Genomic DNA, 26,784 nt, shown 5'->3' on the forward strand with positions numbered 1-26,784 from the left:
GTTTACTGCTCATAAGCACCTCGTTAATTAGCCATTTTATCTAACTAAAAGGTGTCTACAAAATCGGTGGCTATTCATTCAGACATTAAGAATGCATGGCGACAAAAAAAGTGTAGGGATAAGGATAAGGCTAAAATTAAGCGCAATATTTCACTTAACAAAAGAACCAACAATATGTTAAAGCGACTGGCAGATGCCGATGGTAAATCTACAACAATGTATTTGGAAAGACTCATTGAAATTGAATACGCTCACAAATTTGATAAGCCAAAATAATGATATTCCAGATGAAGTACTAGCCAAGCCAGTACTTCACCTTTTGCGTATACCACTCCATCATCTTGACACACTCATCCCAATACTGTGCTCTATTGTACGCAGATCGAATACGGTTTTGGGGTACATGAGCAAGCTGTCTTTCGATAGCATCAGGACTAAACAAATTCGACTCATTGACTACTGTACTAAATAGCGCCCGAAAGCCGTGTGTCGTCATTTTGCCTTTATATCCTGACCTCTTGATTACTTGAAGGACTGTTTCACTACACATCGGCTTTTCATGATCCATGCGATGAGGGAACAGAAGATCATGATTGTGTGTCCCTCTAAGTTGATGCAATATTTCAATCATTAAATCTGTGAGTGGTACACGATGAGCTAAGCAATTTTTCATACGATCTTCTGGGATATCCCACTTCCGCTCCTCAAGATCAAACTCAGTCCACTTTGCACTCAATAACTCACCAACACGCACGCCTGTAAGCATAACGAGTATAATTGCACAATGCGTCTGTTTATCACATGGGTAAGACATGACCTTAGAGAGAAACATAGGCATTTCTGACTCAGGTAATGAGGCTAAATTCGTGACTTTTATAGATTTGAGCGCATAGACTAAATCTGATGCTGGATTATCTAATCTATAGCCATGAGCTATGGCATATTTCATGACCATGCCACAGCGTGAAAGTGTGCGCTTAGCTATTTCGAGAGAGCCACGACCTTCAATACGCTTTACTGCTTTCAATATATCTTGTGCAGTTATTTCATTAATCTGAATTCCGCCCATAAGGATACATAGTTCGTCCAACGAAGCTCTTACATTTTGGATATGCTTTTTAGACCAATTGAGCTTCTTATTGGTAAACCATTCTTCGGCGACTTCTTGAAATTCAGGTTGAGTAACTTTTATCTCGGACTTAGCTGAATATTCATAAACATAACACAGCGCAATTTCTCTAGCTTTCTTCAATCCTGTTTCGGGGTACTGACCGATGGATTTTGATCTACGTTGTCCATTTACTGTGAAGCGTACTGACCAGTACTTTTTCCCATTGGGATCGACTCTCAACGATAAGCCGTTATTGTCGGTAAGACGGTACTGTGTTTCCTTAGCAATTGCATTTTTACATTGAGCGTCTGTTAGTGCCATTTGAACCTCCAATAGAATGTTTGGCTGGGTCAAATTGTCCCAATTTTGACCCAATTAAGGCAAAGGCAGGGTCAAACAACATCGGATTAGGTTGGACAAACAGGCAAATAAAAAAGCCTTTAAATGTTGTATTTAAAGGCTTTTTATACTTCAGTGAATTTCACTGGAAGGATATGTGGTGGAGGTGGCGGGAGTTGAACCCGCGTCCGCAAGCACTACACTCGAGAATACTACATGCTTAGATATCGTCTATTATTTTAACTCAAAGTGACCCGACGAACAGGGTACAGCGAGCGATCTTCTAAGTTTGGTATAAAGCCCCGAAGCGTGACTTTATACGGACTTGTGTGCGTTCGCTTCAGTCGGGTTCACTGACCACAAGTATTCAGTGAAGCGGACAAGCTGCCCTTAGGCAGCTAGAGCGTAAGTTTCGTCGTTTGCGACTAAAAAATGCAAATTTGATTTACGAGAGGAAATGCGCTCTCGGCATGCATCTATGAGTTTCATCACCAGCGTCGAAGCCAATAACACCCCCAGATGGTCGTGCAGTATAGCACTGTTTAGATAATGGGTATAAATCATTTGTTTTTCAAGTGTTAGTTGCCGAATTTTCCACCATGCAATCTAACCATTTCAAATAATTTTGAACTTCTATAGCTCTACACTTCTATCAGTCTATACCTCTAATAATGCAGGGAGCTCTTTACGTGATATTTCAAAAGCTTCTTTGGCATCTACACCAAGTGCGATCAACACGAGTTCCGCCATCTCTGAGCCAATATCACGCCATGTTTTATGCCCTTCAAGCACCATAAATATAGAGGTTAAGACACCGCCTGCAATCATCGCCATGACCGAGATGAGTTGCTCTTGGCGAAAGCTGTATCGCTCATATTCCAAACCTTGCAATACATCAGGTACGGGAGAATCCTGCCCCGCCCACAATCCAAGCATCGCTTTATTGCTAAAAGCAAATTTGCAGATAAATTTCCCCCAATCAGGTTCTTCATGCGCACGGCGTATATACATACGAATACCATTGGCAAGGCGGTAGGCAGGATCTTTTTCATATGCAGAAGTTTTGATCACGCGACTATTCATCTCGTCGCTAAGCTGAGAAGCAATATCTTCGAACAAGCTATCTGGACTTAAGCCATTATTATAAATTGTACCCCTTGCAACACGTGCAGCCTCTGCAAGCTCGCTAACCGTAATCACGGTTGAACCTCGCTCTGCAAAAAGACGCAATGCAGCTTTATGGATTCTCGACTGGGAAGAACTATGTGCGACCATCAAAACAACCTTGAACATTTTATATTTTATTGAACACATCATAGCATGTCTGTTCAAACATTAATGTGTTTTTGACTACTTATTCAACTCAGCTTAAATCAACTTTGATCTATATTTACATCGCCTTACTTGAATTCACTTTGAGCTATTTGAATCACAACTTATCTTTTCAAAACCTCACACCTATTGAACTTCTGTTGCAAAAGTCACCGTTCTCACCACGTTTATCAACAAAACTGTCAAACAACTCGGTGGTTGTTCACAATGTTCTGCTTCAGAATGCGCCTACATTTCAACAAAAAAGGATGAAATTATGAAGCGTTCAGTAATCGCACTTATCGTTGCATCACTCCCTATGGTGGCATTTGCTGCGGATGAATTGAATGGATCAGTGTGGAAGACTGTTGATGACAAAACCAATCAACCTAAAGCATTGGTGAAATTCAAAGAAAATGGTGATGGCACGTTGTCAGGTACGATTCAAAAAGTATTAGCACCTGATGCAAAACAAAAATGTACAGACTGCGAAGGTAAGTTTAAAAATAAACCGCTTGTTGGCGCAACGATCGTCACCGGTTTAAAAAATGTTGCAGATAATCAATATGCAAATGGTTCTATTGTCGATCCTGAAAGCGGCAAAACGTACAAGTTCAAAGCCAATCTTTCTGACGATGGTAAGACTTTAAATGGTCGTGGCTTTGTCGGTGTATCAGCCATCGGTCGTGACCAAACTTGGTATCGTGTAAATTAACTTGCTATCGTGTAAGTTAACAGAACATTTGATTTATTTATTAGATGAAAAGCCCCTTATTCGGGGCTTTTCTGACATTTAAAAGCACGTTAAATACTGATTCTCTTACATACTTTGCATCAAGATCAATACAGCGACTATTGCCAACATTCCACCAACAGCACGACTTTGATTGAGTTGTTCTTTAAAGATCAATACCGCTGCCAAAATCCCCAAGCACACCACCATAATATTCATCGATGCAAATACCAATGCAGGACTATCGCTGAGCTGTCGGTGCGCATATAGATAAAAGGCAATATTGGCAAAATTCAGTGCACCTAATATCACGCCTGCAATTAAAGTTTTTAGTGTCAAAGCTTGTGATTGAAACAATGAAGCGAATAAGCACAAGATCGCAGAACAAATAAAAATCGCATTTAAACTCATCGCAAACTGCAAGCCTAAACCCGAAGTATATTTAAACAGTAAATCTATCACTGCATAGCCAACCCAGACACTCAAAATGCTCAGCCACGCTGCGACCGATTGACTTGATTTGGCACTGCCCTGTCCAATCAACATGATCAGTACAGCAACCACACCAAGCACGATGCCAAAAATTTTAAGTAATGAAAATTGCTCATGGTAAATAAGCGTCGAAACTAAAATCGTTAAGACAACTGATAAGCGCTGTGCGATCTCGGTTTTAATCAGACCTGCATGATGCAAAGCACGATCTAAGCACCAAAAAATACTGGGCAATATCACCGCCAAAGCACCAATCAACCACCACGAATGCTCAAGCTGAGCAATGTTAAATGTGGGTTTGAACCACAAAAAACACTGTACCGATGCGGTGATATAGTTCACTGTGAGCAGATGGATGATATTCATCCCATACTGACGGTAGAGTTTCAGTGCGATGGACACCGATACACTAAATAATGCTGCGATAAGGATAAATTGCATATTCAATCCATGAACTAATTTCTAATCCGAAATACTTAATCTCTGAGATCTTTAAAATAAGCGAATTCACATTCGATACAAAGCTTTTGACAATAAAAAACCCATCACATGATGGGTCTTCTATAGGTCAAATCAAATACTGTACAGATTAATAACGCTCAACCATTTTTTCCAATGAAATTGGACGGATCTTGCTCGCATTACCTGCTGTACCAAATGCAGTATAACGATCTACACAGATTTGCTTCATGGTTTCTACAGTCTTCGCCAAGTATTTACGTGGATCGAATTCCGCAGGATTTTCCGCCATAAATTGACGAATCGCACCAGTTGATGCAAGACGCAAATCGGTATCAATATTGATCTTACGCACACCATGCTTGATCGCTTCAACCAGTTGATCAACTGGCACACCATAAGTTTCACCAATCTGACCGCCGTATTCGTTGATCACTTTGAGCCACTCTTGAGGTACAGAACTAGAACCGTGCATCACGATATGCGTATTTGGCAATGCGGCATGAATCTCTTTAATACGATCAATCGCCAAAATATCACCTGTAGGTGGACGAGTGAATTTGTACGCACCATGTGAAGTACCGACTGCGATTGCCAAAGCATCGACATTAGTATCTTCTACAAACTGTTTTGCTTCTTCGACAGAAGTCAGCAATTGAGAATGATCAAGTACACCTTCTGCACCAACGCCATCTTCTTCGCCTGCCATACCTGTTTCCAAGCTACCCAGACAGCCGATCTCACCCTCTACAGACACACCACAAGCATGCGCCATCGCAACCACTTCACGTGTTACACCGACGTTATAGTCATAATCTTTTGGTGTTTTGCCATCAGTGCCTAATGAACCATCCATCATCACTGAGCTAAAACCAAGCTGAATCGAACGCTGACAGATCGCAGGGCTTGTACCATGATCTTGGTGCATCACCACTGGAATATGTGGCCATTCTTCGATTGCTGCCAAGATTAAATGACGTAAAAATGGCGCACCTGCATACTTACGCGCACCCGCAGAGGCTTGCACGATCACAGGGGAATTGGTTTCATCTGCCGCCATCATGATGGCACGCATTTGTTCTAAGTTGTTGACGTTAAACGCTGGAACGCCATATTGATGCTCAGCCGCATGGTCTAATAATTGGCGAAGTGAAATAAGTGCCATAAGTAACTCCCAAAATCTAAGCGCATTCTAACCTGATAATCATTCTAATTCAGCTAAAATCACGATTTAAAATATAAAAAAATCCCCGCAGATGCGAGGATTTTCAAAATCAATTATTGTGCAGCTTCTGTGCTTTGTTCAGCTTGCGCTGCAGGATCAGCTTCTTCAGTCGCTACTGGTTTAGTTGTCACAGTTTCAGTCGTTTCAACTGAAGCTGTAGGTTCTTCACCCTCTACAGCGATCGCTTCTGGATTTGGTTGATCCACTGAATCAATCGCCGCTTGTTGTTCTGGTGTCACCGCTTCATCAGCAGGCGCAGTCGCTTCTGCAGGTGTCGCACCTTCAGCAGGCGCTTCTTTTTTTGCACATGCCACAGTGAATAAAGGAAGAGCAATTGCCAAAGCAGTTAAAAATTTAATATTCATCAAGATATCCTCAATTAAAGTGTTAATTTAAAGTCAATTAAAATCAAATTTCAAAAAACTAACAGTATTAGTTTTTCGCACGTTCAAGAAGTACAGCTACAGCAGGTAAAGTTTTGCCTTCGACAAACTCAAGGAACGCACCGCCACCCGTAGAGATATAACCGATTTGGTCAGCCACTTGATATTTATCAATCGCCGCCAAAGTATCTCCACCGCCTGCAATCGAGAAGCCTGCGCTCTCTGCGATCGCCAAAGACAATGCTTTTGTTCCTTCACCAAACTGATCGACTTCAAAAACGCCGACAGGACCGTTCCATAGTATAGTCTTTGATTGCTTCAGCAATGTTGCAAATTGTTGTGCAGTTTCAGGACCAACATCGAGAATCATATCGTTATCAGATACATCAGCGACTTTTTTCACCACGGCTTTGGCATTGCCTACCGAACCTAAAAAGTCATCGAAGTTAATTTCTGACGCATCTGCAACCACCACATCAATTGGTAGTGGTACATCGACTTTAGCAGCGATTTGTTTTGCAGTTTCAAGTAAATCTACTTCACAGAGTGATTTACCGACGTTATAGCCTGCGGCTGCAAGGAAAGTATTGGCTATACCACCGCCAACGATCAACTGATCACAAATTGTCGATAGTGACGTTAACACATCAAGCTTCGTCGATACTTTTGACCCTGCAACGATCGCTACCATTGGCTTTTCAGGCGTTTGCATGGCACGACCTAAAGCATCCAACTCTGTTGCAAGAAGCGGACCTGCAGCTGCTTGCTTGGCATAACGTGCTACACCTTCTGTTGAAGCCTCTGCACGGTGTGCTGTACCGAATGCGTCCATGACGAATACATCGCACAGTGCTGCATATTTCTGTGCAAGTTCAGGATTATTCTTCTTTTCACCATGATTGAAGCGCACATTTTCAAGGAGTACCACTTGCCCTGATTTGACTTCAACACCGTCTAAATAGTCAGTAAACAATTGAACGTCTTGACCTAAAGCATCAGTCAAATATGCTGCAACTGGTGCAAGAGATTGTTCAGGCTTTGGCTCACCTTCTACTGGGCGACCCAAGTGAGAAAATACCATCACCGCAGCGCCTTGAGCGAGGGCTTGTTTGATGGTTGGAATCGCAGCACGTAGACGAGCATCACTGGTAATTTTGCCATCTTTAACTGGTACGTTTAAATCTTCACGGATTAAAACTCGTTTTCCATTTAAATCTAAATCAGTCATGCGCTGAAAATTCATCGACTTCTCTCATCATTGGTTAATTCAATTGCGCAAATTTTAAATCATTCTCATTAAAAAGGTAGTTCTATTTCGGTAAAATATGAAATTCGCTTCAAATATCATTTATCATGATGGTAGTTCACCTATTCATTTTTCAAAGCAGGCTGTTTTTATGTCATATCATCCCGACCCAGAACTCAATCGCCTCAATGTCTTGGGTGGCGCATTGGCTAGCTGTTGCTTTGATCCGATCACAGGTTATTATCGTGATGGTTTTTGTCATACTGGTTATGCGGATGTTGGGTTACATACGGTGTGTGCGCAAATGACTTCTGAATTTTTAAGCTTTTCACAACGTGTCGGCAATGATTTGACCACACCATTACCTGAAGTTGGCTTTCCTGGTTTAAAACCTGGTGATTTTTGGTGTATTTGCGTGACCCGTTGGGTAGAAGCTTATCAACATCAAGTTGCGCCACCTGTGAAAATTCACGCTTGCCATGAAAGTGTGTTGCAGTTTGTAGAACTCGAAACCTTGATGGAATATGCAGTGTAATGACGCAGATTATCCTTGCCTCAAGCTCTGAAACACGTAAAGCCCTGCTCAATCGACTACATCTCGATTATCTTGCGATTAGCCCTGATATTGATGAAAGCGCAAAACCACATGAAACGGCGGAACAACTTGCACAGCGTTTGAGTTATGAAAAGGCATTAAAAATTGCCAATCATCATCCCGATGCGATTGTGATTGGTTCAGATCAAGTGGCGTATCTTACAGAATCCCCACAGCAATTCATCGGCAAGCCATATACCGAACAAGGTGCAATTGCACAGCTTCAACAGCAATCTGGCAAAGTGCTTCATTTCGCTACTGGCTTGTCTGTACAGTGTATCAATCAACAATTTGAACACACATGCGTTGTGCCCTTTCAAGCCAAATTTCGTGAATTAAGCAATAATGAAATTCAGCGTTACGTGTCTTTAGATCAACCGCTACATTGTGCAGGAAGTTTTAAAGGTGAAAGCCTCGGTATCAGCTTATTTGAATGGCTCAAAGGTGATGATTATACTGCTTTGATGGGATTGCCAATGATTCAACTATGTTCTATCTTGAGAAAGCTGGATATTCAAATTCCTTGATTTATTTCTTTTGATTTAAATATAAAAAAAATGCCCAATACTTTAAGCATGGGCATTTTTTATCACAACAGATTTTCTAGGAATTCTGATGGTAAATTCGATCCGCTTCTTCAAAACGTGCCATCGTTTCACTTGACGGTGTTTTAGAAATTAAACTGACTAAAACAATCGCAATCGTTGAGAAAATAAATCCTGGAATAATCTCATAGACACCAGTATCACCAAGCATATTTTTCCAAATAATCACTGTCACAGCACCAATGATCATACCTGCAAGCGCACCCGAAAGCGTCATGCGTTTCCACATCAGTGACAATAGAATCAACGGTCCAAAGGCTGCACCAAATCCTGCCCAAGCATAAGACACCAAACCAAGCACTTTACTGTCTGGATTACTTGCCATCGAGATCGCTAATACTGCGATCGCAACAACCATGATACGACCAATCCAAATCAACTCATTTTGTGAGGCATTTTTACGGATAAAGACTTTATAAAAATCTTCGGTAATCGTCGTTGAACAGACCAAAAGTTGACTACTCAACGTACTCATGACCGCTGCCAAGAACGCTGCAAGAATCACCCCTGCAATCCACGGATTAAACAAGATTTGTGTCAGTTGTAAAAATACTGTTTCCGAATTCGCAGTCACAGGCGCCGCAAGCTCTGGATTGGCTTGAAAAAATGCAATACCAAAGAAACCGATACCGACTGAACCAAGCAAACAGATGATCATCCACGACATGCCGATACGACGTGCCATTGGAATGGTTTTCACCGAATCTGCCGCCATAAAACGCACTAAAATATGTGGCTGACCAAAATAACCCAAGCCCCATGCCATCGACGACATAATCGCAATCCAACTTAAATTTTGGAACATATGCGTCGCTTCAGGGCGAGCTGCTTGCACATAGGTCAATACATCGCCACCATTATTGGTCACAGCCAAATACGCAAAAATCGGTGTGATAAATAAAGCAAATAGCATCAAACCTGCTTGGAAAGTATCCGTCCAACTGATCGCTAAGAAGCCACCAATGGTCACGTAGATAATCGTTGCAAAAGCACTCAGCCAAAGCGCAGTTTGATAATCCATGCCGAACAGACTTTCAAACAAACGTGCCCCTGCCACCATACCGGACGCACAGTAAATCGAGAAGAAGATTAAAATAATCAGTGCTGATGAAATCCGCAAAATACGTTTATGGTCATCAAAGCGATTGGTAAAATAATCAGGCAAAGTCATCGCATTATGTTGCACTTCGGTATGGATACGAAGCCGCCCTGCGACGAACAACCAATTGAGCCATGCACCGATCACCAAGCCAATGCCAATCCACGCTTCACTCAACCCAGATAAATAAATTGCCCCTGGCAAACCCATGAGCAACCAACCACTCATGTCCGATGCCCCTGCCGAAAAAGCCGTGACTAAACTGCCAAAGCTACGACCACCTAAAATATAATCAGAAAAATCCGTTGTTGCCCGATAGGCATACACGCCTATAGCAATCATCAACACAATATATAAAATAAATGTCAATACGGTTGGATTTAAATAATTCATAGACTCATCCTATCTTGAATCTGTTTTTCTAGCCAAATCGTCTTGACCTACGAAATACAACTTATATAAAAAACAATCGTGAAAATCGTTAAAAATTCACAAAATAAAAGCAATAGTCTATAACACTTCGGCAAAATGACCAAAAACAGTCGTATTCCAAACCTCACCTTCAAGGCAATTACGCATTGCAACTCATCGCTCCACAGAGGAAAATACGCTTATATTTTTGACTGCATTTGAATAATTATGTCTAAGCAAATTTCTCAACCACTTTTAATCTTAGGTGGTATCAGTGCCGAACAATTTCTTGCTGAATATTGGCAAAAGAAACCACTTCTAGTACGCAATGCGCTACCTGAGATTGTTGGTATGTTTGAGCCTGATGACATCAAAGAATTGGCTTTAGATGACGATGTAACTGCACGCTTAATTACCCAAAATGGTCAAAAGCATGATCAATGGCAGGTAAAAAACTCCCCGCTTAGCGCAAAGGATTTTAAGAAACTACCACCTTACTGGACGCTGTTAGTTCAGGCGGTTGATCATTATTCCTTAGAACTTGCTGATCTCTGGAAACAATTTTCCTTTATTCCACAATGGCGACGAGATGACATCATGGTGTCTTATGCGCCTCAAGGTGGATCGGTTGGACAGCATTTTGATTTTTACGATGTGTTTTTATTGCAAGGTTTTGGGCATCGTCGTTGGCAACTTGGACAATGGTGTGACGAATCCACCGAAATCGTGCCTAATCAACCGTTAAAATTGCTTACCGAAATGCAAGTGGATTTTGATGAAGTGCTTGCACCAGGTGACATGCTGTATGTGCCACCTCGCCTATCACACTATGGTGTAGCACAAGATGAATGTCTGACTTTTTCTTTTGGTTTTCGCATGCCAAATCATGCGCAGTTGATCGACCGTGTTAGCGATCAATTTGCCGATCAAGTCTTAACAAAGACACCAATCAGCGATTATCAACGCAAAGCCCCACAATCTATTGGGGAAATTTCACAACTCGAATTAGATACCTTAAAACAGCAACTTTTAGAAGCCATTCAAAATAATTCTGGTTTTGAGTCTGCGGTCATGGCACTCATCAGCGAAGCCAAATATGCCGAGCATATTCCTGAACCTGAAGAAATCAGTCTTGAAGAATTAAAAGATTATGCGGAAGATGGTTATGGCATTGCACTTGAACCTGCCAATCGCTTACTTTATCGTACTCTGAATCATCATGAAACATTGGAATTTTGGGCAAATGGTGAATTATTCCCAGTCGATGCAGATTCAATGCAAATCTTTAAAGCACTTGCCGATGGTGAACAATTTTTATTAAATGACTTACCAAATCAAACAGCGAATTTAGACGCAACTTTTGAATTAATCGTCGAGGCGTTAAATTTCGGCATTCTGATGCTTATTGAACCTATTGAGTCTGACTAAAGTCTTCAATACATCATCACCTTAGAAATTGATCAGCTATTTTTCCTAAAATCAGGTAGAATAGCTCGCCTATTTTTCCATCTTGATTTATCGCTGTCTAAGCCAATCTTTGTTTCCTATGCGCACTCAATCCATTCCTGTCACTGATCCTGCTGCAGGGCTCAAACTGACCGAGATTTTCTACTCGCTACAAGGTGAAGCCAATGAGGCTGGTCATCCGACGGTATTTGTGCGCTTAACAGGTTGTCCGCTACGTTGTGTCTATTGCGATACCACTTACTCCTTTGAAGGTGGTACACGTTACAGCTTGGAAGAAATCATTCAACAAATTTCACACTACAACGCTAAATATGTCTGTGTGACAGGTGGCGAACCTTTGGCACAACCAAACTGTTTGGTTTTACTCAAAGTCTTATGTGATAGTGGTTTTAAAGTATCGTTGGAAACCAGTGGTGCGCTTGATATTAGTAAAGTTGATACACGTGTATCACGAATTGTTGATGTCAAAACACCATCAAGTCACGAACAACATCGCAATCTGATTGAGAATTACCCACATCTCACCGTACATGATCAGATCAAGTTTGTGATTAGCGATCGTGCAGATTATGAATGGTCAAAAGATTTCTTGATGCAACATCAACTTGCAGACTTTGTGTCTACCGTATGGTTTTCTCCTGCATTTGCGATCGAGGGTGATGTACGCTTACCGCCTTTAGCACGTAACTTGGCACAATGGATTTTGGAAGATCATCTCCCTGTGAAATTCCAACTACAACTGCACAAACTGCTTTGGCAAGATGAAAAAGGTCGCTAAGTTACTTGTTTAGTTAATCTCACTTTTATGTATATATTTTGCGCCAAATTCACCATGTAAATTATGCTAAAATCTATGGCTGTTTTTTAGTGTGAATTAAGGTCGTGTTATGCGTCAAAGTGCCGTCGTCTTATTATCAGGTGGTTTAGATTCAAGTACTTGCCTCGCTTGGGCTGCATCGCAATATGATTGCTATGCGATTAGCTTTATGTATGGGCAACGCTCCACCAGTGAGCTTGAAGCAGCCAAACAACTTGCAAAAAAATACGCACTCGATCATCGCATCATCAATATTGATCTCAGTAACATTGGTGGTTCTGCACTGACCGATCACAACCTCGACATACCTGATCAGTTTCAAGAAGGCATTCCAATTACTTACGTGCCTGCACGCAATACGATTTTCTTATCTTATGCGCTCGCATTGGCTGAAGTCAAAGATGCGCAAGCCATCGTGATTGGGGTCAATGCAGTGGATTATTCAGGCTATCCAGACTGCCGTCCTGAATATATCGACGCATTTACAAAAATGGCGAATCTTGCAACAAAAGCAGGCGTAGAAGGACATCCGATAAAAATTGAAACACCTTTGTTACATTTATCCAAAGCGAATATCATACGACTCGGCATTGAACATGGGTTAGACTATGCTCAAACAGTGTCATGCTACCAAGCAGATACTGACGGTCGGGCATGTGGTGTGTGTGACAGCTGTCGCCTACGCCATCAAGGCTTCATCGAAGCTGGGGTAAGTGACCCGACACGTTATGTAAACTCACTTTTAGAACAATAGGCTATTTATGAAAAATATGATGTTAAAAACTGCAGGTGCAGTCCTTGTCGCAGCACTAGCAAGTCAAACTTTTGCCGCAGACCTAAATACAAGTACCAATATCCGTGGTGATTTAGAAAAGAACTGTCAAGGTTCTTTCACCAAAGCAAAAGTGTTGACTTCAGCAGAAGCTTCAAAGTTCTGTAAATGTACCATTGATAGCCAAGCAAAAATGACCAATGCAGAAGAATGGGAAATTCGAAGTGCGGTCAATGCCAAGAAAGACCCTCGCACCCTTGCAGTGGTACAACGTACTGAAAAGCAAATGGAAACATGTGCAGGTCCAAGCTTGATCAAAAAAGTTCAAAATGCTGCACAAGCGGCATCAGCATCTGCGAAGAAAAAATAATTTGCAGACAAGATTGCAACCATCGAAAAGCCTGCTGAAGCAGGCTTTTTTTATTGGTCGAATTTGTTGATCACAGACTTATTGTTAAGCAAATGCTAAAATCTTTGCAAGATTAAATTTTTAAAGAGGAATTCACATGGCAGATCAAATCGAAAAAAGCAAAGAACAACTCGAACAAATTCAATTACCAAACTGTGCTGTGGAAAGTACACAAGGAGACATTAAGCTAAGCGACCTACAAGACTGGCTGATTATTTATTTTTATCCAAAAGATTCGACACCGGGTTGCACCACACAAGCCAATGAATTTAGCCAATTTAAAAACGATTTTACCAAACTTGGCGTGCAAATCTTTGGTATATCTCGTGACTCAATCAAAAGCCATGAACGCTTTACCGAAAAACAAGAGATTAACTTCACACTCCTCAGTGATCCAGATGAAAAACTCTGTCAGCACTTTGATGTAATCAAAGAAAAGAATATGTATGGTAAAAAAGTCATGGGCATCGAGCGCTCAACTTTTATTTTCCACAACGGTGAACTCAAAGCCAGCTTCCGCAAAGTCAAAGCCGCAGGTCATGCTGAGAAGATTTTAGAAGAAATCAAACAGTTACAAAGTGCTTAAGCCCTTGTTATAAAAATTTTTTGGGGGTTTTAGGGGCGGTATCCCCCTAAAAATCCTATACGCCATCAGTCACCAAAGGCGCCTGATGGCGTGAAATAGATATTATCTGACCTAGTAATCTCAATCTGAGTTTAAAAATACCTATTACTATTGTTGATTGATGTGGGTTTTGCCAGTCAAGGCTTAAAATCATTCAAACAGATTCATCAGGCAAAATAACAGGTGAATCATCCTGCTGTTGAAAGGCATCTTGCAACAGCGGATACCATTCACTATTTTGAAATTCGATTAAAAACTCTTGGACTTCCGCACTTAAATGATCTTGATCAATTTCACCTTGATAATATTTGGCACGTAGTGGCGTCGCCGAAAGTTGATTTTTTAAGTTTTCCAATTCGACCAATTGCCACTCAGGAAATAAAGCGAGATAGTACGAACTGTCATCTTTAAAGTGACCAATTAAGCCCGTTTTTCGCTCTATTTTGTTCTCATTTTGATGATGCTGAGCAATAAAATCATTGACGCCATCTTTCACCGCTTTGACCCATTTTTCATCATTGTATAAATCAATAATCGGGACAAATTGAATACGCTTTCGTGTTGCCTCGTCGAAACTCGATAAAATCATCTGCTGACGTTCAGTGATTGAAAAAGGATTTTTAATGCTTCGTTCATCTTGTGCGGAACCAAGCACGAGTATCACTTGCTCCGCCTGCTCTAGCGCAATATCAATGACTTCTCGATGTGCAATATGGAACGGCTGAAATCGCCCAATGAACACCAAATAATCAAACGCTTTGAACTCATGCGACATAAAAACCTCAATTTTTCAACTATACAGCGTGCGCCATCTTTGTTAAAACTACACTCAAGTTTTAAATCAAACGATGGAATACAACGATGAGCTTAGATTGTTTAAACAATAGCAACCCACATTTAAAAGCAGAATTAGCCAACGGCATTCTTACTTTAGCGATTGACCGTCCAGAAGCCAAAAATGCGCTCTATACTGACCTATATATTGCAATCGAACAAGCACTGTATCAAGCAGATGCGTCAAATGACGTACGTATCGTAGTTCTACGTGGTGCAAACAACGACTTCTCTGCAGGCAACGACATGCAGGATTTCGCAGCAAGTCTGAAAAAACAAATCAGCCCTGCGGGTGATGGCGCACCATTTTTATTATTAAAATCCGCAGCGAAGTTTTCAAAACCATTGATCGTAGGTGTCAAAGGTGTGGCAATTGGTATCGGCGTGACTTTGCTACTCCATGCTGATTTTGTCTATACAGATACTAGCGCAGTGTTCCAAATTCCTTTTGTTAGCTTAGGTCTATCACCTGAAGGCGCTGCAAGTAAATTGCTACAACAACGTGCAGGCTATTTATTAGCCGCAGACTTGCTGATGTCAGCACGTAAATTCAATGCTGAAACTGCACTAGATGCAAAACTTGTCACGCAAATCGTCGATGAGCCATATGCTCAAGCGGCGCAAATGGCAAAGCATCTCAACCAACTACCTCTTGCTTCGCTGAAACAAAGCAAAGCCTTGATGAAAGCAGATAAAGATGACATCGTGGCTTGGATTGATCATGAAGCAGAAATCTTTATGCAACGTGTTAAATCACCTGAAATGATCGAAGCATTGACTGCATTTAAAGAAAAACGTAAAGCGGATTTTTCTAAGTTTAATTAAAATCTGAACACTTAATATAGGCATTCCCTGTTCATTGTATGGCAGGGAGTGTCAAATATATTGAATTACAACTTGAGTAATAATAATGAAAATAATCATGCGAATCAGTTTAGTAGTAGTCACATCTTTTTTACAAACTGCATGTAAAGTGTTAAAAACACACACCATTAAGCTCACCAGTTCTGCCGAAATTCAAGCACAAAACATCTTACTTAAATCGACCAAAGGCTATGTTTATTTATCAAAAAGCAATATGTCAGCAAAAGAAATTGAGTTAATACAAGGCATTCAGCCATTCCAATGTTTAGAAATTAAAACGCCCGAGCAATTCAACATGCAAAATCGTGAAGTCACATTTACCGATTTTAAACTGAGAAAACTCATCGAAAGTAGTCCTGAGTGTCGAAAAATCAAAGTCGGCACACGAATCAGTGTGCATTGATTCGATGGATTAATGGCTATGATGATGATTATATAACGACGATTTGAATAAATTCTAAAGCAGGCTCTTCATAAGGATGGCTTGCCAATAACGCCTGCTTCACCGCTTGGGCAAACTGTTCATCAACAATGGTTTCAACACGCCACTCTTCGACTTGCTCAAGCTGATTGATCTGACCAATAAAAGGCTTGGCTTGACCCACTGGTTTAAACTGACCAATCCCTTTGACCTGCCAAGCACACTCTGCATAATCACCGATACCGCCTGCACCTGCTTTGAAAATTGCTTGCTTGGTCGCTTCAAGATGCGACTCAGGTACATAGTAGATCAGTTTTAACATCGTTTATTCCATCTCTGTAGAAATCATTGCAAAATCATCAAATCCCATCATTCATGGCTTGCCAAATTTTGATGGTATCCGACATCGCTTTGACATTATGTGTGCGCACCATACATGCGCCCTGTTGTATCGACAGCAAATGTGCTGTGCTACTGGCAATATCGCGCTCAGTTGCTTCTATGCCGTTTAATACCTCACCGATGAATCGCTTACGAGATAGCGCCGAAAGTATTGGATAGCCCAGTTCATGCAATTTCCAAAACTTATTGAGTAATTGTAAATTTTGCGAAGCTGTCTTCGCAAAGCCAAAACCGGGATCAATGATAATATTTTCTTTACGTATGCCTATGGCTAATGCTTCATCAATGCGCTGTTGTAACTCTGACATGACTTCTGCGGTGACATCTTGATAAACCGCCAAATCATTCATAGTGCTTGGCTCACCACGCATGTGCATCAAGATCACAGGAATATTTAAATCTGCTGCCGTTTGCATGGCATTCGGACGTTTTAAAGCACGCACATCGTTCCAAATATGCGCACCTTTGGCGACGGCTTCTCGTATCACTTCAGGCGAGCTGGTGTCGATCGAGATCACCACATCATGATCTACCAACTGCTCCACCACAGGAATCACCCGATCAAGCTCTTCTTGCACACTCACAGCATCTGCATGTGGTCGAGTCGATTCACCACCAATATCAATGATGGTTGCACCTTGCTCCATCATCTCCAAAGCATGTGCAATAGCTTTTGAAGTTTGATGAAATTGCCCACCATCACTAAATGAATCAGGTGTGACATTCAGAATCCCCATGATTTGCGGTGTAGATAAATCCAAAGTTTTATTGGCGCATTGTAGTGTACGTTTTGGCAAGGGATGCAGTTGCATGATGACTCCTTAATCATTCTTATGAGTTTAACCAATTCATCATATAAAAATGGAAATATCTTCAATTGAATTTGCTTACTGCGTTAAAAAAACAGTAATAAAAAAGACCGCTCGGAAGCGATCTAATTTTACATTTCATCCAGCCAAATTTAGGCTTTAGGCAATGATGGTAGTGGTGGTGGCGTAGATGGAGAGTCATCTTCCTCACCCACAGTTTCATCGCCTACCGTAATCGGATTTTCAGGAATATAAACTTTCGGTGGCTGTGGCTCACGACCTTCCATGATGTCACGGATTTGGTCACGATCAATAGTTTCCCATTGCATTAACGCTTTCACCATTTCATGTGCAATCGACTGATTACTCTCTAGAATCTCACGTGCAACTTTATATTGCTCATCGAGGATTCGACGAATCTCTGCGTCAACTTGCTGTTGTGTCGCTTCTGAAATCGTACGATTGCCTACATTACCAAAGAAACCATTTTGGTTTTCATCTTCGTAAACCATGACACCAAGACGATCTGACATGCCGTATTTTGTGACCATTGCACGGGCAATTTTGGTTGCACGTTCAAAGTCATTCGATGCGCCAGTTGACTGTTGATTGATAAAGACTTCTTCAGCGATACGACCACCAAAAAGAATCGAAATTTCATTCAACATCTTGTCTTTGTAGTTACTAATCGCATCTTGCTCAGGCAACTGCCAAGTTACACCAAGCGCCCAACCACGAGGCATAATCGTGACTTTATGCACAGGATCAGTCTTTGGCAACAGTTCAGCAACGATTGCATGACCTGCTTCATGATACGCCGTCGCACGACGCTCTTCATCACGAATGACCATCGATTTACGCTCAGGACCCATGTAAATTTTGTCTTTCGCATCTTCGAAGTCGTGCATATCCACAGTGGTCTTGTTACGACGTGCGGCAAACAATGCAGCTTCATTCACAAGATTGGCAAGCTGTGCACCCGAGAATCCCGGTGTACCACGTGCCAATACTTGCGTATCAACACCAGTCACAGATGGCAACTTCTTCATGTGTACATTGAGAATTTGCTCACGACCCTTGATATCAGGCAAGCCAACCATCACTTGACGGTCAAAACGACCCGGACGAAGTAAAGCTTTATCCAATACGTCAACACGGTTTGTTGCAGCGATCACGATAATGCCTTCATTACCATCAAAGCCGTCCATCTCAACTAGCATTTGGTTCAAGGTTTGCTCACGCTCATCATGACCGCCACCTGTACCCGAACCACGATGACGACCGACAGCATCAATCTCATCAATAAAGATGATACACGGCGCATGACGTTTCGCTTGTTCGAACATATCACGTACACGTGAAGCACCAACACCGACAAACATCTCAACGAAGTCTGAACCAGAAATACTGAAGAATGGTACTTTGGCTTCACCAGCGATCGCTTTTGCAAGCAAAGTCTTACCAGTACCTGGAGGTCCAACCATCAATACGCCACGTGGAATAGATGCACCAAGACGTTTAAATTTTGCAGGATCTTTTAAGAAATCGACAATTTCAACGACTTCTTGCTTAGCTTCATCGACACCAGCAACATCTTTAAAGGTAACTTTGACTTGGTCTTCTGAGAGCATTTTGGCTTTAGATTTACCAAAGCTCATTGGACCATTTTTACCGCCTGCACCACCGCCCATATTCCGCATAAAGAACATGAACAATAGAATGATCAATAAAATAGGGAAACTTGCGATCAACAGTTGCATCAACAAACCTTGACGATGCGGTGCAACACCTTCAACTTCAACGCCTTTTTCAATCAAATTCGGTACAAACTGTGGTTCAAAGACATCAGGTCGAATGGTTTCAAATTCTGAACCATTGGCTTTAGTACCTGTGATGCGCTCGCCATCTACAGTGACTTGTTTTACCTGTCCATCATTCACAGCAGTGATGAATTGAGAATAACTCAACGCATCAGTTTTGCCTCGGTCGCTGAAATTACTAAAAACCAGTACCAGCACACCGATAATAATCAGCCACAATACGGCATTCTTGACGAAATCGCTCAAAGCTCTATTCCCATATTTATCAAATTTGGTCAGCTGAAAAACAGCTCAACTCACCATTCTAAAAAGCGAAACCACATTTTAACAGCTTTAGTGTACAGATGCTCACAAAAAGTCACTCTGCACATTTAGCTTTATAACGCTACTTTCTAAAGCGACCTTATAAAGACTTGTTACGCCCCTGACCGATCAAAAAAACCTCTTTCGATCTTGCCCGAGATGCAGCAGGTTTTGCTGTTTTTAACACATCGAAGGTATCAACCATCTGTTTACGGAACTCATCAAAACCAGTTCCTTGAAATACTTTGACGACCATCTGCCCTTTTTTCCCCAAAACTTTTTGAGAAAAATCCAAAGCCAACTCACACAAATAAATTTGACGTGGTTGATCAACAGCCCTATTACCTGATGTATTGGGTGCCATATCGGAAATTACAAGGTCTACAGGTCGTCCATTTAAAATATTTAACAATTTTTCAAAAACTTCTTCTTCTCGAAAATCACCTTGTAAGAAAGTGACATCAGGCAAAGCATCCATTTCTAAAATATCTGAGGCGATCACAATGCCTTTATCACCGACTAATTTTCCTGCGATTTGCGACCAACTACCCGGTGCAGCTCCTAAGTCAACCACCGTCATTCCAGGTTTGATTAAATTGTATTTTTCTTGAATTTCCAGAAGTTTATACGCCGCTCTTGCACGATAACCTTCTTTTTGCGCTTTTTTGACAAAAGGATCATCCAAATGCTCACGCATCCAAGCGCGACTACTTTTAGATAATTTTTGATTGGTAATTTTAGTTGCCATTTGTCATACAAAATTTCAGTGAAAACAGCCTGCATTCTACGTGAAAAAATCGCTTGATGCAGTAAAACAGCGCAAATCAAGTCACGAAATCCTAATCAATTTTTCAATCAAAATGATCGCAAAATTCAAAGTATCTTCAAACTCGCCTGTGACGCATCTTAATAAATATATTGTCAAAGCCCTGCAATTTTCATGAAAAGCGTTTAAAATAATGCGTTTTCATCATCGGTTCGCATCATGGCAGCTTTAAAAATTCAAGAACGCAAACGTCTACGTCAGATCGGTCACGCACTACAGCCTGTAGTAATGATTGGTAGTCAAGGCTTGACGGATAATGTCGTCGAGGAAACTTTACGTGCGCTCAATGATCATGAATTGATTAAAGTCAAAGTCGCAGGTGAAGATCGTGAAGTTCGAGCTGCGGTGATTCAAGAGCTCATCGAACGCACCAAAGCCGAAAGTGTACAGCAGATTGGTAAAATCGTTTTGCTCTATAAAAAAGCCGCACAGCAAAATCAAAAGCTGTCGAATATTGTGCGTAATGCGCATTTGATCAAAGATTAATTTAGACAAATTAATTCGTCAGATGATCGAATGAACAGATAGAAAGTTATGGCAAGTTTTGAACTCAGTGCATTCCAGCCAACGCGTGATCTCAGCATCGTTGCGGCGATTGAATCCCCTGCCAGTGGCATTATTCAGTTAGGTTTTTGGCTGAACGACCCGATGCAACAGATCATTTGGGCGGATAAAGTCGCTGGACATCCACGACGAGATTTTCTGTGGGAACATACTTGCTATGAACTTTTTATTGGTATTCGAGATCAAGATCAGTATATAGAAGTGAATCTTTCTCCATCAGGCGCTTGGCAAAGTTATCATTTTGAAGAATATCGCTATCCTGAAACGATGCCACCACCACTCAATTCTAAAATTGAATTGGTCGAACTCAAACGTACAGGTTTTGGACTAACAGCGACGATTGATATCAATCTATTTTTACATCATCACAAAATTGCCATGAAAGACTTGTTTGTTGGCATCAGTGCAGTGATTCAAACAACTGCGAAAACGCATTATTTTGCAATGCAACACAGTAGCCCAGAAGCAGACTTTCATAACAAACGAGATTGGCTACATCAGTTCTAATTTGCAATGATTCTTTTTATTGAAATAGTTATCGCCATAAAAAAACGAAGCCGAAGCTTCGTTTTCCTCACGATCAAATGAGTGTTTTGCATCTTAAAAATCTATATTTTTAAGACTGCTTAGGCTTATACAATCGTAGCTTATAAAACTAAGACTTAAGAAACTTTCGCTTTAACTTCTTCAACTTTTTCTTGTGCTTTTTCTTTCACTTGAGAAAGGTTGATTTTGTTGAATGCTTCTACAGCAGTTTCTTTTGAACGCTTGAAAGATTCAGTCAATTGATCTTTATGCTTTGAAGAAATTGACGTAATGTCTTCTTTAATATCTTTAGATACTTTGTTGAAGTCTTCCAAAAGCGCAGTAAGCTCAACTTTCAAAGTTTCTTTCAACTCAACCAATTCAGTTTGAGAAACTGGAAATTGTGCTTTTAAAGTTTCAACACGCTTTAAAAATTCAGTTTTCAATTCAACGATTTGATCTTGTACACTTTGTGCAAAGTCTTTTTTCGCAACAATTGCTTCAGCTTTTACTTGTTCAGCTTTTTCAGCAACATCAGATGCAACTTGTTCAACTTTAACAGTCACTTGATCTACAACTTGCTCTGCTTTCTCTGTTGCTTTAGTCGTTTGTCTAGCCATTTTAAAAATCCTCAGGGAGTAATGTTATTTGGATATTGACTATTAAATATGCAAAAACATTTTTATGCTTAATTTATTGTCCGACAATTTAAATTTCTATACAGAATTGGATAAATGGTTAAAATCCAAATTGACGCAAATCTCCCGAATTTTCATTAGACTTTTAAGCAAGTTTTGCGTATAATACTTCTTTAAGTTACAAGCGAGCAGACCGAAGCGGAAAGTCGATTATTTTCCAGCTTCTCGATAAGTCTACTCGCTTTTTTACAGCTTAAAATTCAGGAGCTTTGCTTTGAGCATCCCCGCCATTTTAGCCCTCGCTGATGGGACGATTTTCAAAGGTACGTCGATCGGCGCATCTGGTTCTACGACTGGTGAAGTCGTTTTCAACACTGCCATGACTGGCTATCAAGAGATCTTAACTGATCCAAGTTATGCTCAGCAGATGGTTACTCTCACCTATCCACATATTGGGAATACAGGCTGTAATGCAGAAGACACGGAGTCTGGACGCATTCATAAAGTCTGGGCGAATGGTTTAATCATTCGTGACTTGCCGCTACTTCATAGTAACTTCCGTGCAGAACAATCACTGAGCGACTACCTACAACAACATAATGTCGTCGCGATTGCAGATATTGATACTCGTAAGCTCACTCGTATCTTGCGTGAAAAAGGCGCACAGAACGGCTGTATTCTTGCAGGGGAAAATATTACCGAAGCTGAAGCCTTAGAAAAAGCACGTGCCTTTGGCGGATTAAATGGTTTAGACCTTGCGAAAGAATGTTGCGATCCTGAAGGCTTTGAGTGGACAGAAGGTTCTTGGGTATTAGGTGAAGGTTTTAGCAAACCTGAAATGAAATTCCATGTCGTTGCATATGACTACGGCGTAAAAACCAACATTCTGCGTATGCTTGCCGATCGTGGTTGCAAGCTGACTGTTGTACCTGCGCAAACGCCTGCGGAAAAAGTTTTAGCTTTAAATCCAGATGGTGTGTTCTTATCCAATGGTCCTGGCGATCCAGCAGCGTGTGACTATGCGATTAACGCAGTGAAAACCATTGTTGAAACGACTAGCTTACCTGTATTTGGTATTTGCTTGGGTCATCAGATTTTGGCATTGGCTTCTGGTGCGACCACGATGAAAATGAATCATGGTCACCACGGTGCAAACCACCCTGTTCAAAATCTTGAAGATGGAACAGTGATGATCACGTCGCAAAACCACGGCTTTGCTGTTGATGAAAGCACATTGCCTGCAACGCTCAAAGTCACACATCGTTCATTATTTGATAGCACAAACCAAGGCATTCATCGTACTGATAAACCTGCGTTTAGCTTCCAAGGTCACCCTGAGGCAAGCCCAGGTCCGCATGACTGTGCGCCATTATTTGATCATTTTATTGAACTCATTGAAGCTGCAAAGCAGTAATTAAGGAATACTTCTATGCCTAAACGTACAGACATAAAAAGCATCTTAATTATTGGTGCAGGTCCTATTGTCATCGGTCAAGCCTGTGAGTTTGACTACTCAGGTGCGCAAGCGTGTAAAGCCCTGCGTGAAGAAGGTTACCGTGTCATTTTGGTCAACTCAAATCCTGCGACCATCATGACTGACCCTTCGATGGCAGATGCAACCTATATCGAGCCAATCACTTGGCAAACCGTTGCGCAAATCATTGAAAAAGAACGTCCAGATGCAGTCCTCCCGACCATGGGTGGTCAAACGGCATTGAACTGTGCCCTCGCCCTTGATGAGCACGGTGTACTGGCAAAATATGGCGTTGAGCTGATCGGTGCAAGTAAAGAAGCCATCGAGAAAGCCGAAGACCGTAAACTGTTTGACATTGCGATGCGCAAAATCGGTTTAGAATGTCCCAAAGCAGCCATTGCGGAAAGCATGGAAGAGGCGCTTGAAATTCAAAGCCGTTTTGGTTTCCCTGTGATTATCCGTCCATCATTTACCATGGGTGGTTCAGGTGGTGGTATTGCCTATAACCGTGAAGAATTCTTAGAAATCTGTGAGCGTGGTTTTGACCTTTCTCCAACCAAACAACTTTTGATTGATGAATCATTGATTGGTTGGAAAGAGTATGAGATGGAAGTGGTTCGTGATAAAAACGACAACTGCATCATCGTCTGCGCCATTGAAAACTTTGACCCGATGGGCGTACATACTGGTGACTCAATCACCGTTGCTCCTGCGCAAACTTTGACGGATAAAGAATATCAATTGATGCGTAATGCTTCAGTTGCGGTACTTCGAGAAATCGGCGTAGAAACTGGCGGTTCAAATGTACAGTTTGGTATCTGCCCGAACACGGGTCGTATGGTCGTGATCGAGATGAATCCTCGTGTATCACGTTCATCTGCGCTTGCTTCAAAAGCAACAGGATTCCCAATCGCTAAAGTCGCTGCAAAACTTGCCGTTGGTTATACACTTGATGAGTTGAAAAACGACATCACTGGTGGCGTAACTCCTGCATCGTTTGAGCCGTCGATCGACTATGTTGTGACGAAGATTCCACGCTTTAACTTTGAAAAATTCCCGCAAGCAGATGCAACACTGACTACACAAATGAAGTCAGTTGGTGAAGTCATGGCGATTGGTCGTAACTTCCAAGAATCTGTGCAAAAAGCGCTTCGCGGTCTAGAAGTTGGCGTATCAGGTTTTGATTCAAAAATCACTGATGAAGTGACTAATATCAAAGACAAGATTTTAGTTGAACTCAAAATTCCAGGTCCTGAGCGTATTTGGTATGTTGCGGATGCTTTCCGTCACGGCTTTAGCTTAGAAGATGTTTTCCAAGCGACTAAAATTGATCGTTGGTTCCTCATTCAAATCGAAGACATCGTTAAAACCGAAGCTCAAGTCAAAGCACTGGGTGTTGGTGATTTAACGGCAGAAAATATTCGTTCGTTCAAACGCAAAGGTTTATCGGATCTACGCATTGCAGATTTGATGGGTATTTCGCAAAAGCAATTCCGTAAAGAGCGTTGGAACTTGGGCGTTTATCCAGTCTACAAACGTGTTGATACCTGTGCTGCTGAGTTTTCATCAAATACAGCGTATATGTATTCGACTTATGATGAAGAATGCGAAGCCAATCCATCGGATAAAGACAAAATCATGGTCATCGGTGGCGGTCCAAACCGTATCGGTCAAGGCATTGAGTTTGATTATTGCTGTGTCCACGCTGCCCTTGCGATGCGTGAAGATGGTTATGAAACCATTATGGTCAACTGTAACCCTGAAACCGTTTCTACTGATTATGACACTTCAGATCGTTTGTACTTCGAACCAGTGACTTTGGAAGATGTACTCGAAATCATTCGCACTGAAAAACCAAAAGGCGTGATCGTTCAATATGGCGGTCAAACCCCATTAAAATTGGCGCGTGCTTTGGAAGAAGCGGGTGCGCCAATTATCGGCACATCGCCTGATGCGATCGACCGTGCAGAAGACCGTGAACGCTTCCAACAAATGATTCAAAAATTGAATCTACGCCAACCAAACAACAGCATTGTCAAATCTGCTGAAGAAGGTATCGCCGAAGCTGCTAAAGTTGGCTTCCCATTGGTGGTACGCCCTTCTTATGTACTAGGTGGTCGTGCGATGGAAATCGTCTATAACGAAGAAGAGCTAAAACGCTATCTCCGTGAAGCCGTTCAAGCATCGAATGAAGCACCTGTACTTCTCGATCGTTTCTTAGATGATGCGACCGAAGTCGATGTAGACTGCGTATCTGATGGTAAAGACGTTGTGATCGGTGGGATCATGCAACATATTGAGCAAGCGGGTGTTCACTCTGGTGACTCAGCATGTTCAATTCCACCATATTCTTTGTCTAAAGAAATCCAAGACGAAATGCGTCGTCAAACTGTGGCGATGGCGAAAGAACTTGGCGTGGTTGGCTTAATGAATGTACAGTTTGCGGTCAAAGGTAATGATGTTTACATTCTCGAAGTAAACCCACGTGCATCTCGTACCGTACCATTCGTGTCGAAATGTATCGGTGAGTCTTTGGCGAAAGTCGCTGCACGTTGTATGGCAGGTCAATCTTTGTCATCACAAGGCTTTACTAAAGAAATTATTCCAAAGAGCTTTGCAGTAAAAGAAGCTGTGTTCCCTTTCAACAAATTCCCAGGTGTTGACCCTGTGCTTGGGCCTGAGATGAAATCGACAGGTGAAGTCATGGGCGTCGGCAAAACCTTTGGTGAGGCTTTCTACAAAGCCGTACTTGGCTCGAATGATCGTCTACCAGGTAAGCCAACTGAAGGTGAAGTTAAACATGCCTTCTTGTCTGTGCGTGACTCAGATAAACCACATGTCGCTCGAGTTGCTCAACAACTGATCGGTCATGGCTTCAAACTGGTTGCCACTGGCGGTACATTTGATGTATTAAAAGAGGCAGGATTGCAATGTGAACGTGTCAATAAAGTCACCGAAGGTCGTCCACATATCGTGGATCGCTTGAAAAATGGCGAGATACACCTCATTATCAATACCACAGAAGGCAAGCAAGCTCAGCAAGACTCATTCTCGATTCGTCGCTCAGCCTTGCAAGGCAAAGTGTATTACACCACCACATTAAACGGTGCAGATGCAGTTTGTCAGGCTTTAGGAATTCAGTTGCCAATGGATGTATATCGCTTGCAAGATTTACAAACAGAAGCCTAAACACCATCGACACTTC

28 protein-coding genes and 1 other RNA gene are annotated in these 26,784 nt (G+C 41.6%); 15 read left to right on the forward strand and 14 right to left on the reverse strand.

Going from position 1 to position 26,784, the window contains the following annotated elements; genetic code table 11:
• Positions 1–66: 66 nt before the first annotated feature.
• Positions 67–276, forward strand: coding sequence for a hypothetical protein (locus MKI79_RS02980; RefSeq protein WP_241570588.1), 210 nt, complete (start codon positions 67–69; stop codon positions 274–276).
• 19 nt (positions 277–295) lie between these two features.
• On the opposite strand, the gene MKI79_RS02985 is transcribed toward MKI79_RS02980, so the two are convergent.
• The 3 genes from MKI79_RS02985 to MKI79_RS02995 all read right to left on the reverse strand — a co-directional run bounded on the left by MKI79_RS02985 (position 296) and on the right by MKI79_RS02995 (position 2,725).
• Positions 296–1,432 (reverse strand): tyrosine-type recombinase/integrase, encoded by a 1,137-nt coding sequence (locus MKI79_RS02985; RefSeq protein WP_241570589.1) that lies wholly within the window; start codon positions 1,430–1,432, stop codon positions 296–298.
• A 176-nt stretch (positions 1,433–1,608) separates the two neighbouring features.
• Positions 1,609–1,967: a transfer-messenger RNA gene (ssrA, locus tag MKI79_RS02990) on the reverse strand.
• A gap of 140 nt (positions 1,968–2,107) precedes the next feature.
• Positions 2,108–2,725 carry a TetR/AcrR family transcriptional regulator gene (locus MKI79_RS02995; protein ID WP_241570590.1) on the reverse strand — a complete coding sequence of 206 codons (618 nt, stop codon included), beginning with the start codon at positions 2,723–2,725 and terminating at the stop codon, positions 2,108–2,110.
• A gap of 313 nt (positions 2,726–3,038) precedes the next feature.
• On the opposite strand from MKI79_RS02995, the gene MKI79_RS03000 reads away from it, so the two are divergent.
• Positions 3,039–3,476, forward strand: a complete 438-nt coding sequence (locus tag MKI79_RS03000) for a DUF2147 domain-containing protein (protein WP_241570591.1) — start codon at positions 3,039–3,041, stop codon at positions 3,474–3,476.
• 105 nt (positions 3,477–3,581) lie between these two features.
• On the opposite strand, the gene MKI79_RS03005 is transcribed toward MKI79_RS03000, so the two are convergent.
• From MKI79_RS03005 to MKI79_RS03020, 4 genes are all read right to left on the reverse strand, one after another.
• Positions 3,582–4,427 (reverse strand): DMT family transporter, encoded by an 846-nt coding sequence (locus MKI79_RS03005; RefSeq protein ID WP_241570592.1) that lies wholly within the window; start codon positions 4,425–4,427, stop codon positions 3,582–3,584.
• Between the two features lie 148 nt (positions 4,428–4,575).
• Positions 4,576–5,610, reverse strand: a complete 1,035-nt coding sequence (fba, locus tag MKI79_RS03010) for a class II fructose-bisphosphate aldolase (protein ID WP_241570593.1) — start codon at positions 5,608–5,610, stop codon at positions 4,576–4,578.
• 113 nt (positions 5,611–5,723) lie between these two features.
• Positions 5,724–6,035, reverse strand: a complete 312-nt coding sequence (locus MKI79_RS03015) for a hypothetical protein (protein WP_241570594.1) — start codon at positions 6,033–6,035, stop codon at positions 5,724–5,726.
• A gap of 67 nt (positions 6,036–6,102) precedes the next feature.
• Complete coding sequence (locus tag MKI79_RS03020) at positions 6,103–7,296, reverse strand: phosphoglycerate kinase (protein WP_241570595.1); 1,194 nt, start codon at positions 7,294–7,296, stop codon at positions 6,103–6,105.
• A gap of 154 nt (positions 7,297–7,450) precedes the next feature.
• On the opposite strand from MKI79_RS03020, the gene MKI79_RS03025 reads away from it, so the two are divergent.
• Together MKI79_RS03025 and MKI79_RS03030 are read left to right on the forward strand one after the other, a co-directional pair.
• Positions 7,451–7,834 (forward strand): DUF2237 family protein, encoded by a 384-nt coding sequence (locus MKI79_RS03025; protein WP_241570596.1) that lies wholly within the window; start codon positions 7,451–7,453, stop codon positions 7,832–7,834.
• Positions 7,834–8,421: a Maf family protein gene (locus MKI79_RS03030; protein ID WP_241570597.1), complete on the forward strand. Its 588-nt coding sequence runs from the start codon at positions 7,834–7,836 to the stop codon at positions 8,419–8,421. The genes MKI79_RS03025 and MKI79_RS03030 overlap by 1 nt, the downstream gene beginning before the upstream one ends.
• 76 nt (positions 8,422–8,497) lie before the next feature.
• Here the strand turns inward: MKI79_RS03030 and putP are convergent, their stop codons facing one another.
• The gene (putP, locus tag MKI79_RS03035) at positions 8,498–9,991 is read right to left on the reverse strand and encodes a sodium/proline symporter PutP (RefSeq protein ID WP_241570598.1); all 1,494 of its coding nucleotides are present in this window, start codon (positions 9,989–9,991) and stop codon (positions 8,498–8,500) included.
• 258 nt (positions 9,992–10,249) lie between these two features.
• On the opposite strand from putP, the gene MKI79_RS03040 reads away from it, so the two are divergent.
• From MKI79_RS03040 to MKI79_RS03060, 5 genes are all read left to right on the forward strand, one after another.
• Complete coding sequence (locus MKI79_RS03040) at positions 10,250–11,437, forward strand: cupin domain-containing protein (RefSeq protein ID WP_241570763.1); 1,188 nt, start codon at positions 10,250–10,252, stop codon at positions 11,435–11,437.
• A 118-nt stretch (positions 11,438–11,555) separates the two neighbouring features.
• Entirely contained in the window at positions 11,556–12,254 is a 699-nt protein-coding gene (gene queE / locus MKI79_RS03045; RefSeq protein WP_407651538.1) for a 7-carboxy-7-deazaguanine synthase QueE, read from the forward strand.
• A 109-nt stretch (positions 12,255–12,363) separates the two neighbouring features.
• Positions 12,364–13,047 carry a 7-cyano-7-deazaguanine synthase QueC gene (gene queC / locus MKI79_RS03050; protein ID WP_241570600.1) on the forward strand — a complete coding sequence of 228 codons (684 nt, stop codon included), beginning with the start codon at positions 12,364–12,366 and terminating at the stop codon, positions 13,045–13,047.
• Positions 13,048–13,063: 16 nt separating this feature from the next.
• Entirely contained in the window at positions 13,064–13,435 is a 372-nt protein-coding gene (locus MKI79_RS03055) for a hypothetical protein (protein ID WP_241570601.1), read from the forward strand.
• A gap of 136 nt (positions 13,436–13,571) precedes the next feature.
• Positions 13,572–14,060, forward strand: coding sequence for a peroxiredoxin (locus MKI79_RS03060; protein ID WP_241570602.1), 489 nt, complete (start codon positions 13,572–13,574; stop codon positions 14,058–14,060).
• Between the two features lie 193 nt (positions 14,061–14,253).
• Here MKI79_RS03060 and MKI79_RS03065 read toward each other — a convergent pair whose 3' ends face one another.
• On the reverse strand, positions 14,254–14,874 hold the full coding sequence (locus MKI79_RS03065) for a nicotinate-nicotinamide nucleotide adenylyltransferase (protein ID WP_241570603.1): 621 nt from the start codon (positions 14,872–14,874) through the stop codon (positions 14,254–14,256).
• A gap of 86 nt (positions 14,875–14,960) precedes the next feature.
• On the opposite strand from MKI79_RS03065, the gene MKI79_RS03070 reads away from it, so the two are divergent.
• Positions 14,961–15,758 carry an enoyl-CoA hydratase-related protein gene (locus MKI79_RS03070; RefSeq protein ID WP_241570604.1) on the forward strand — a complete coding sequence of 266 codons (798 nt, stop codon included), beginning with the start codon at positions 14,961–14,963 and terminating at the stop codon, positions 15,756–15,758.
• A gap of 97 nt (positions 15,759–15,855) precedes the next feature.
• Positions 15,856–16,200, forward strand: coding sequence for a hypothetical protein (locus MKI79_RS03075; protein ID WP_241570605.1), 345 nt, complete (start codon positions 15,856–15,858; stop codon positions 16,198–16,200).
• A 28-nt stretch (positions 16,201–16,228) separates the two neighbouring features.
• On the opposite strand, the gene MKI79_RS03080 is transcribed toward MKI79_RS03075, so the two are convergent.
• The 4 genes from MKI79_RS03080 to rlmE form a co-directional block, all read right to left on the reverse strand.
• Complete coding sequence (locus MKI79_RS03080; RefSeq protein WP_241570606.1) at positions 16,229–16,540, reverse strand: NGG1p interacting factor NIF3; 312 nt, start codon at positions 16,538–16,540, stop codon at positions 16,229–16,231.
• A gap of 37 nt (positions 16,541–16,577) precedes the next feature.
• Positions 16,578–17,432, reverse strand: coding sequence for a dihydropteroate synthase (folP, locus tag MKI79_RS03085; RefSeq protein ID WP_241570607.1), 855 nt, complete (start codon positions 17,430–17,432; stop codon positions 16,578–16,580).
• Between the two features lie 149 nt (positions 17,433–17,581).
• Positions 17,582–19,495: an ATP-dependent zinc metalloprotease FtsH gene (ftsH, locus tag MKI79_RS03090; protein ID WP_241570608.1), complete on the reverse strand. Its 1,914-nt coding sequence runs from the start codon at positions 19,493–19,495 to the stop codon at positions 17,582–17,584.
• A gap of 157 nt (positions 19,496–19,652) precedes the next feature.
• Positions 19,653–20,300, reverse strand: a complete 648-nt coding sequence (rlmE, locus tag MKI79_RS03095) for a 23S rRNA (uridine(2552)-2'-O)-methyltransferase RlmE (protein ID WP_241570609.1) — start codon at positions 20,298–20,300, stop codon at positions 19,653–19,655.
• A 237-nt stretch (positions 20,301–20,537) separates the two neighbouring features.
• Here rlmE and MKI79_RS03100 point away from each other — a divergent pair, with 237 nt between their 5' ends.
• Both MKI79_RS03100 and MKI79_RS03105 read left to right on the forward strand, forming a co-directional pair.
• Entirely contained in the window at positions 20,538–20,864 is a 327-nt protein-coding gene (locus MKI79_RS03100) for a YhbY family RNA-binding protein (RefSeq protein ID WP_241570610.1), read from the forward strand.
• Positions 20,865–20,912: 48 nt separating this feature from the next.
• The gene (locus tag MKI79_RS03105) at positions 20,913–21,449 is read left to right on the forward strand and encodes a DOMON-like domain-containing protein (RefSeq protein ID WP_241570611.1); all 537 of its coding nucleotides are present in this window, start codon (positions 20,913–20,915) and stop codon (positions 21,447–21,449) included.
• Between the two features lie 155 nt (positions 21,450–21,604).
• Here the strand turns inward: MKI79_RS03105 and MKI79_RS03110 are convergent, their stop codons facing one another.
• Positions 21,605–22,087, reverse strand: coding sequence for a hypothetical protein (locus MKI79_RS03110; RefSeq protein ID WP_241570612.1), 483 nt, complete (start codon positions 22,085–22,087; stop codon positions 21,605–21,607).
• A gap of 292 nt (positions 22,088–22,379) precedes the next feature.
• On the opposite strand from MKI79_RS03110, the gene carA reads away from it, so the two are divergent.
• Positions 22,380–23,519: a glutamine-hydrolyzing carbamoyl-phosphate synthase small subunit gene (carA, locus tag MKI79_RS03115; RefSeq protein ID WP_241570613.1), complete on the forward strand. Its 1,140-nt coding sequence runs from the start codon at positions 22,380–22,382 to the stop codon at positions 23,517–23,519.
• A gap of 15 nt (positions 23,520–23,534) precedes the next feature.
• A complete protein-coding gene (gene carB / locus MKI79_RS03120) occupies positions 23,535–26,768 on the forward strand; it encodes a carbamoyl-phosphate synthase large subunit (RefSeq protein WP_241570614.1) in 3,234 nt (1,077 codons plus the stop codon).
• Positions 26,769–26,784 lie beyond the last annotated feature (16 nt).

The organism is Acinetobacter sedimenti, assembly GCF_022601685.1.
Classification (GTDB): Bacteria; Pseudomonadota; Gammaproteobacteria; order Pseudomonadales; family Moraxellaceae; genus Acinetobacter; species Acinetobacter sedimenti.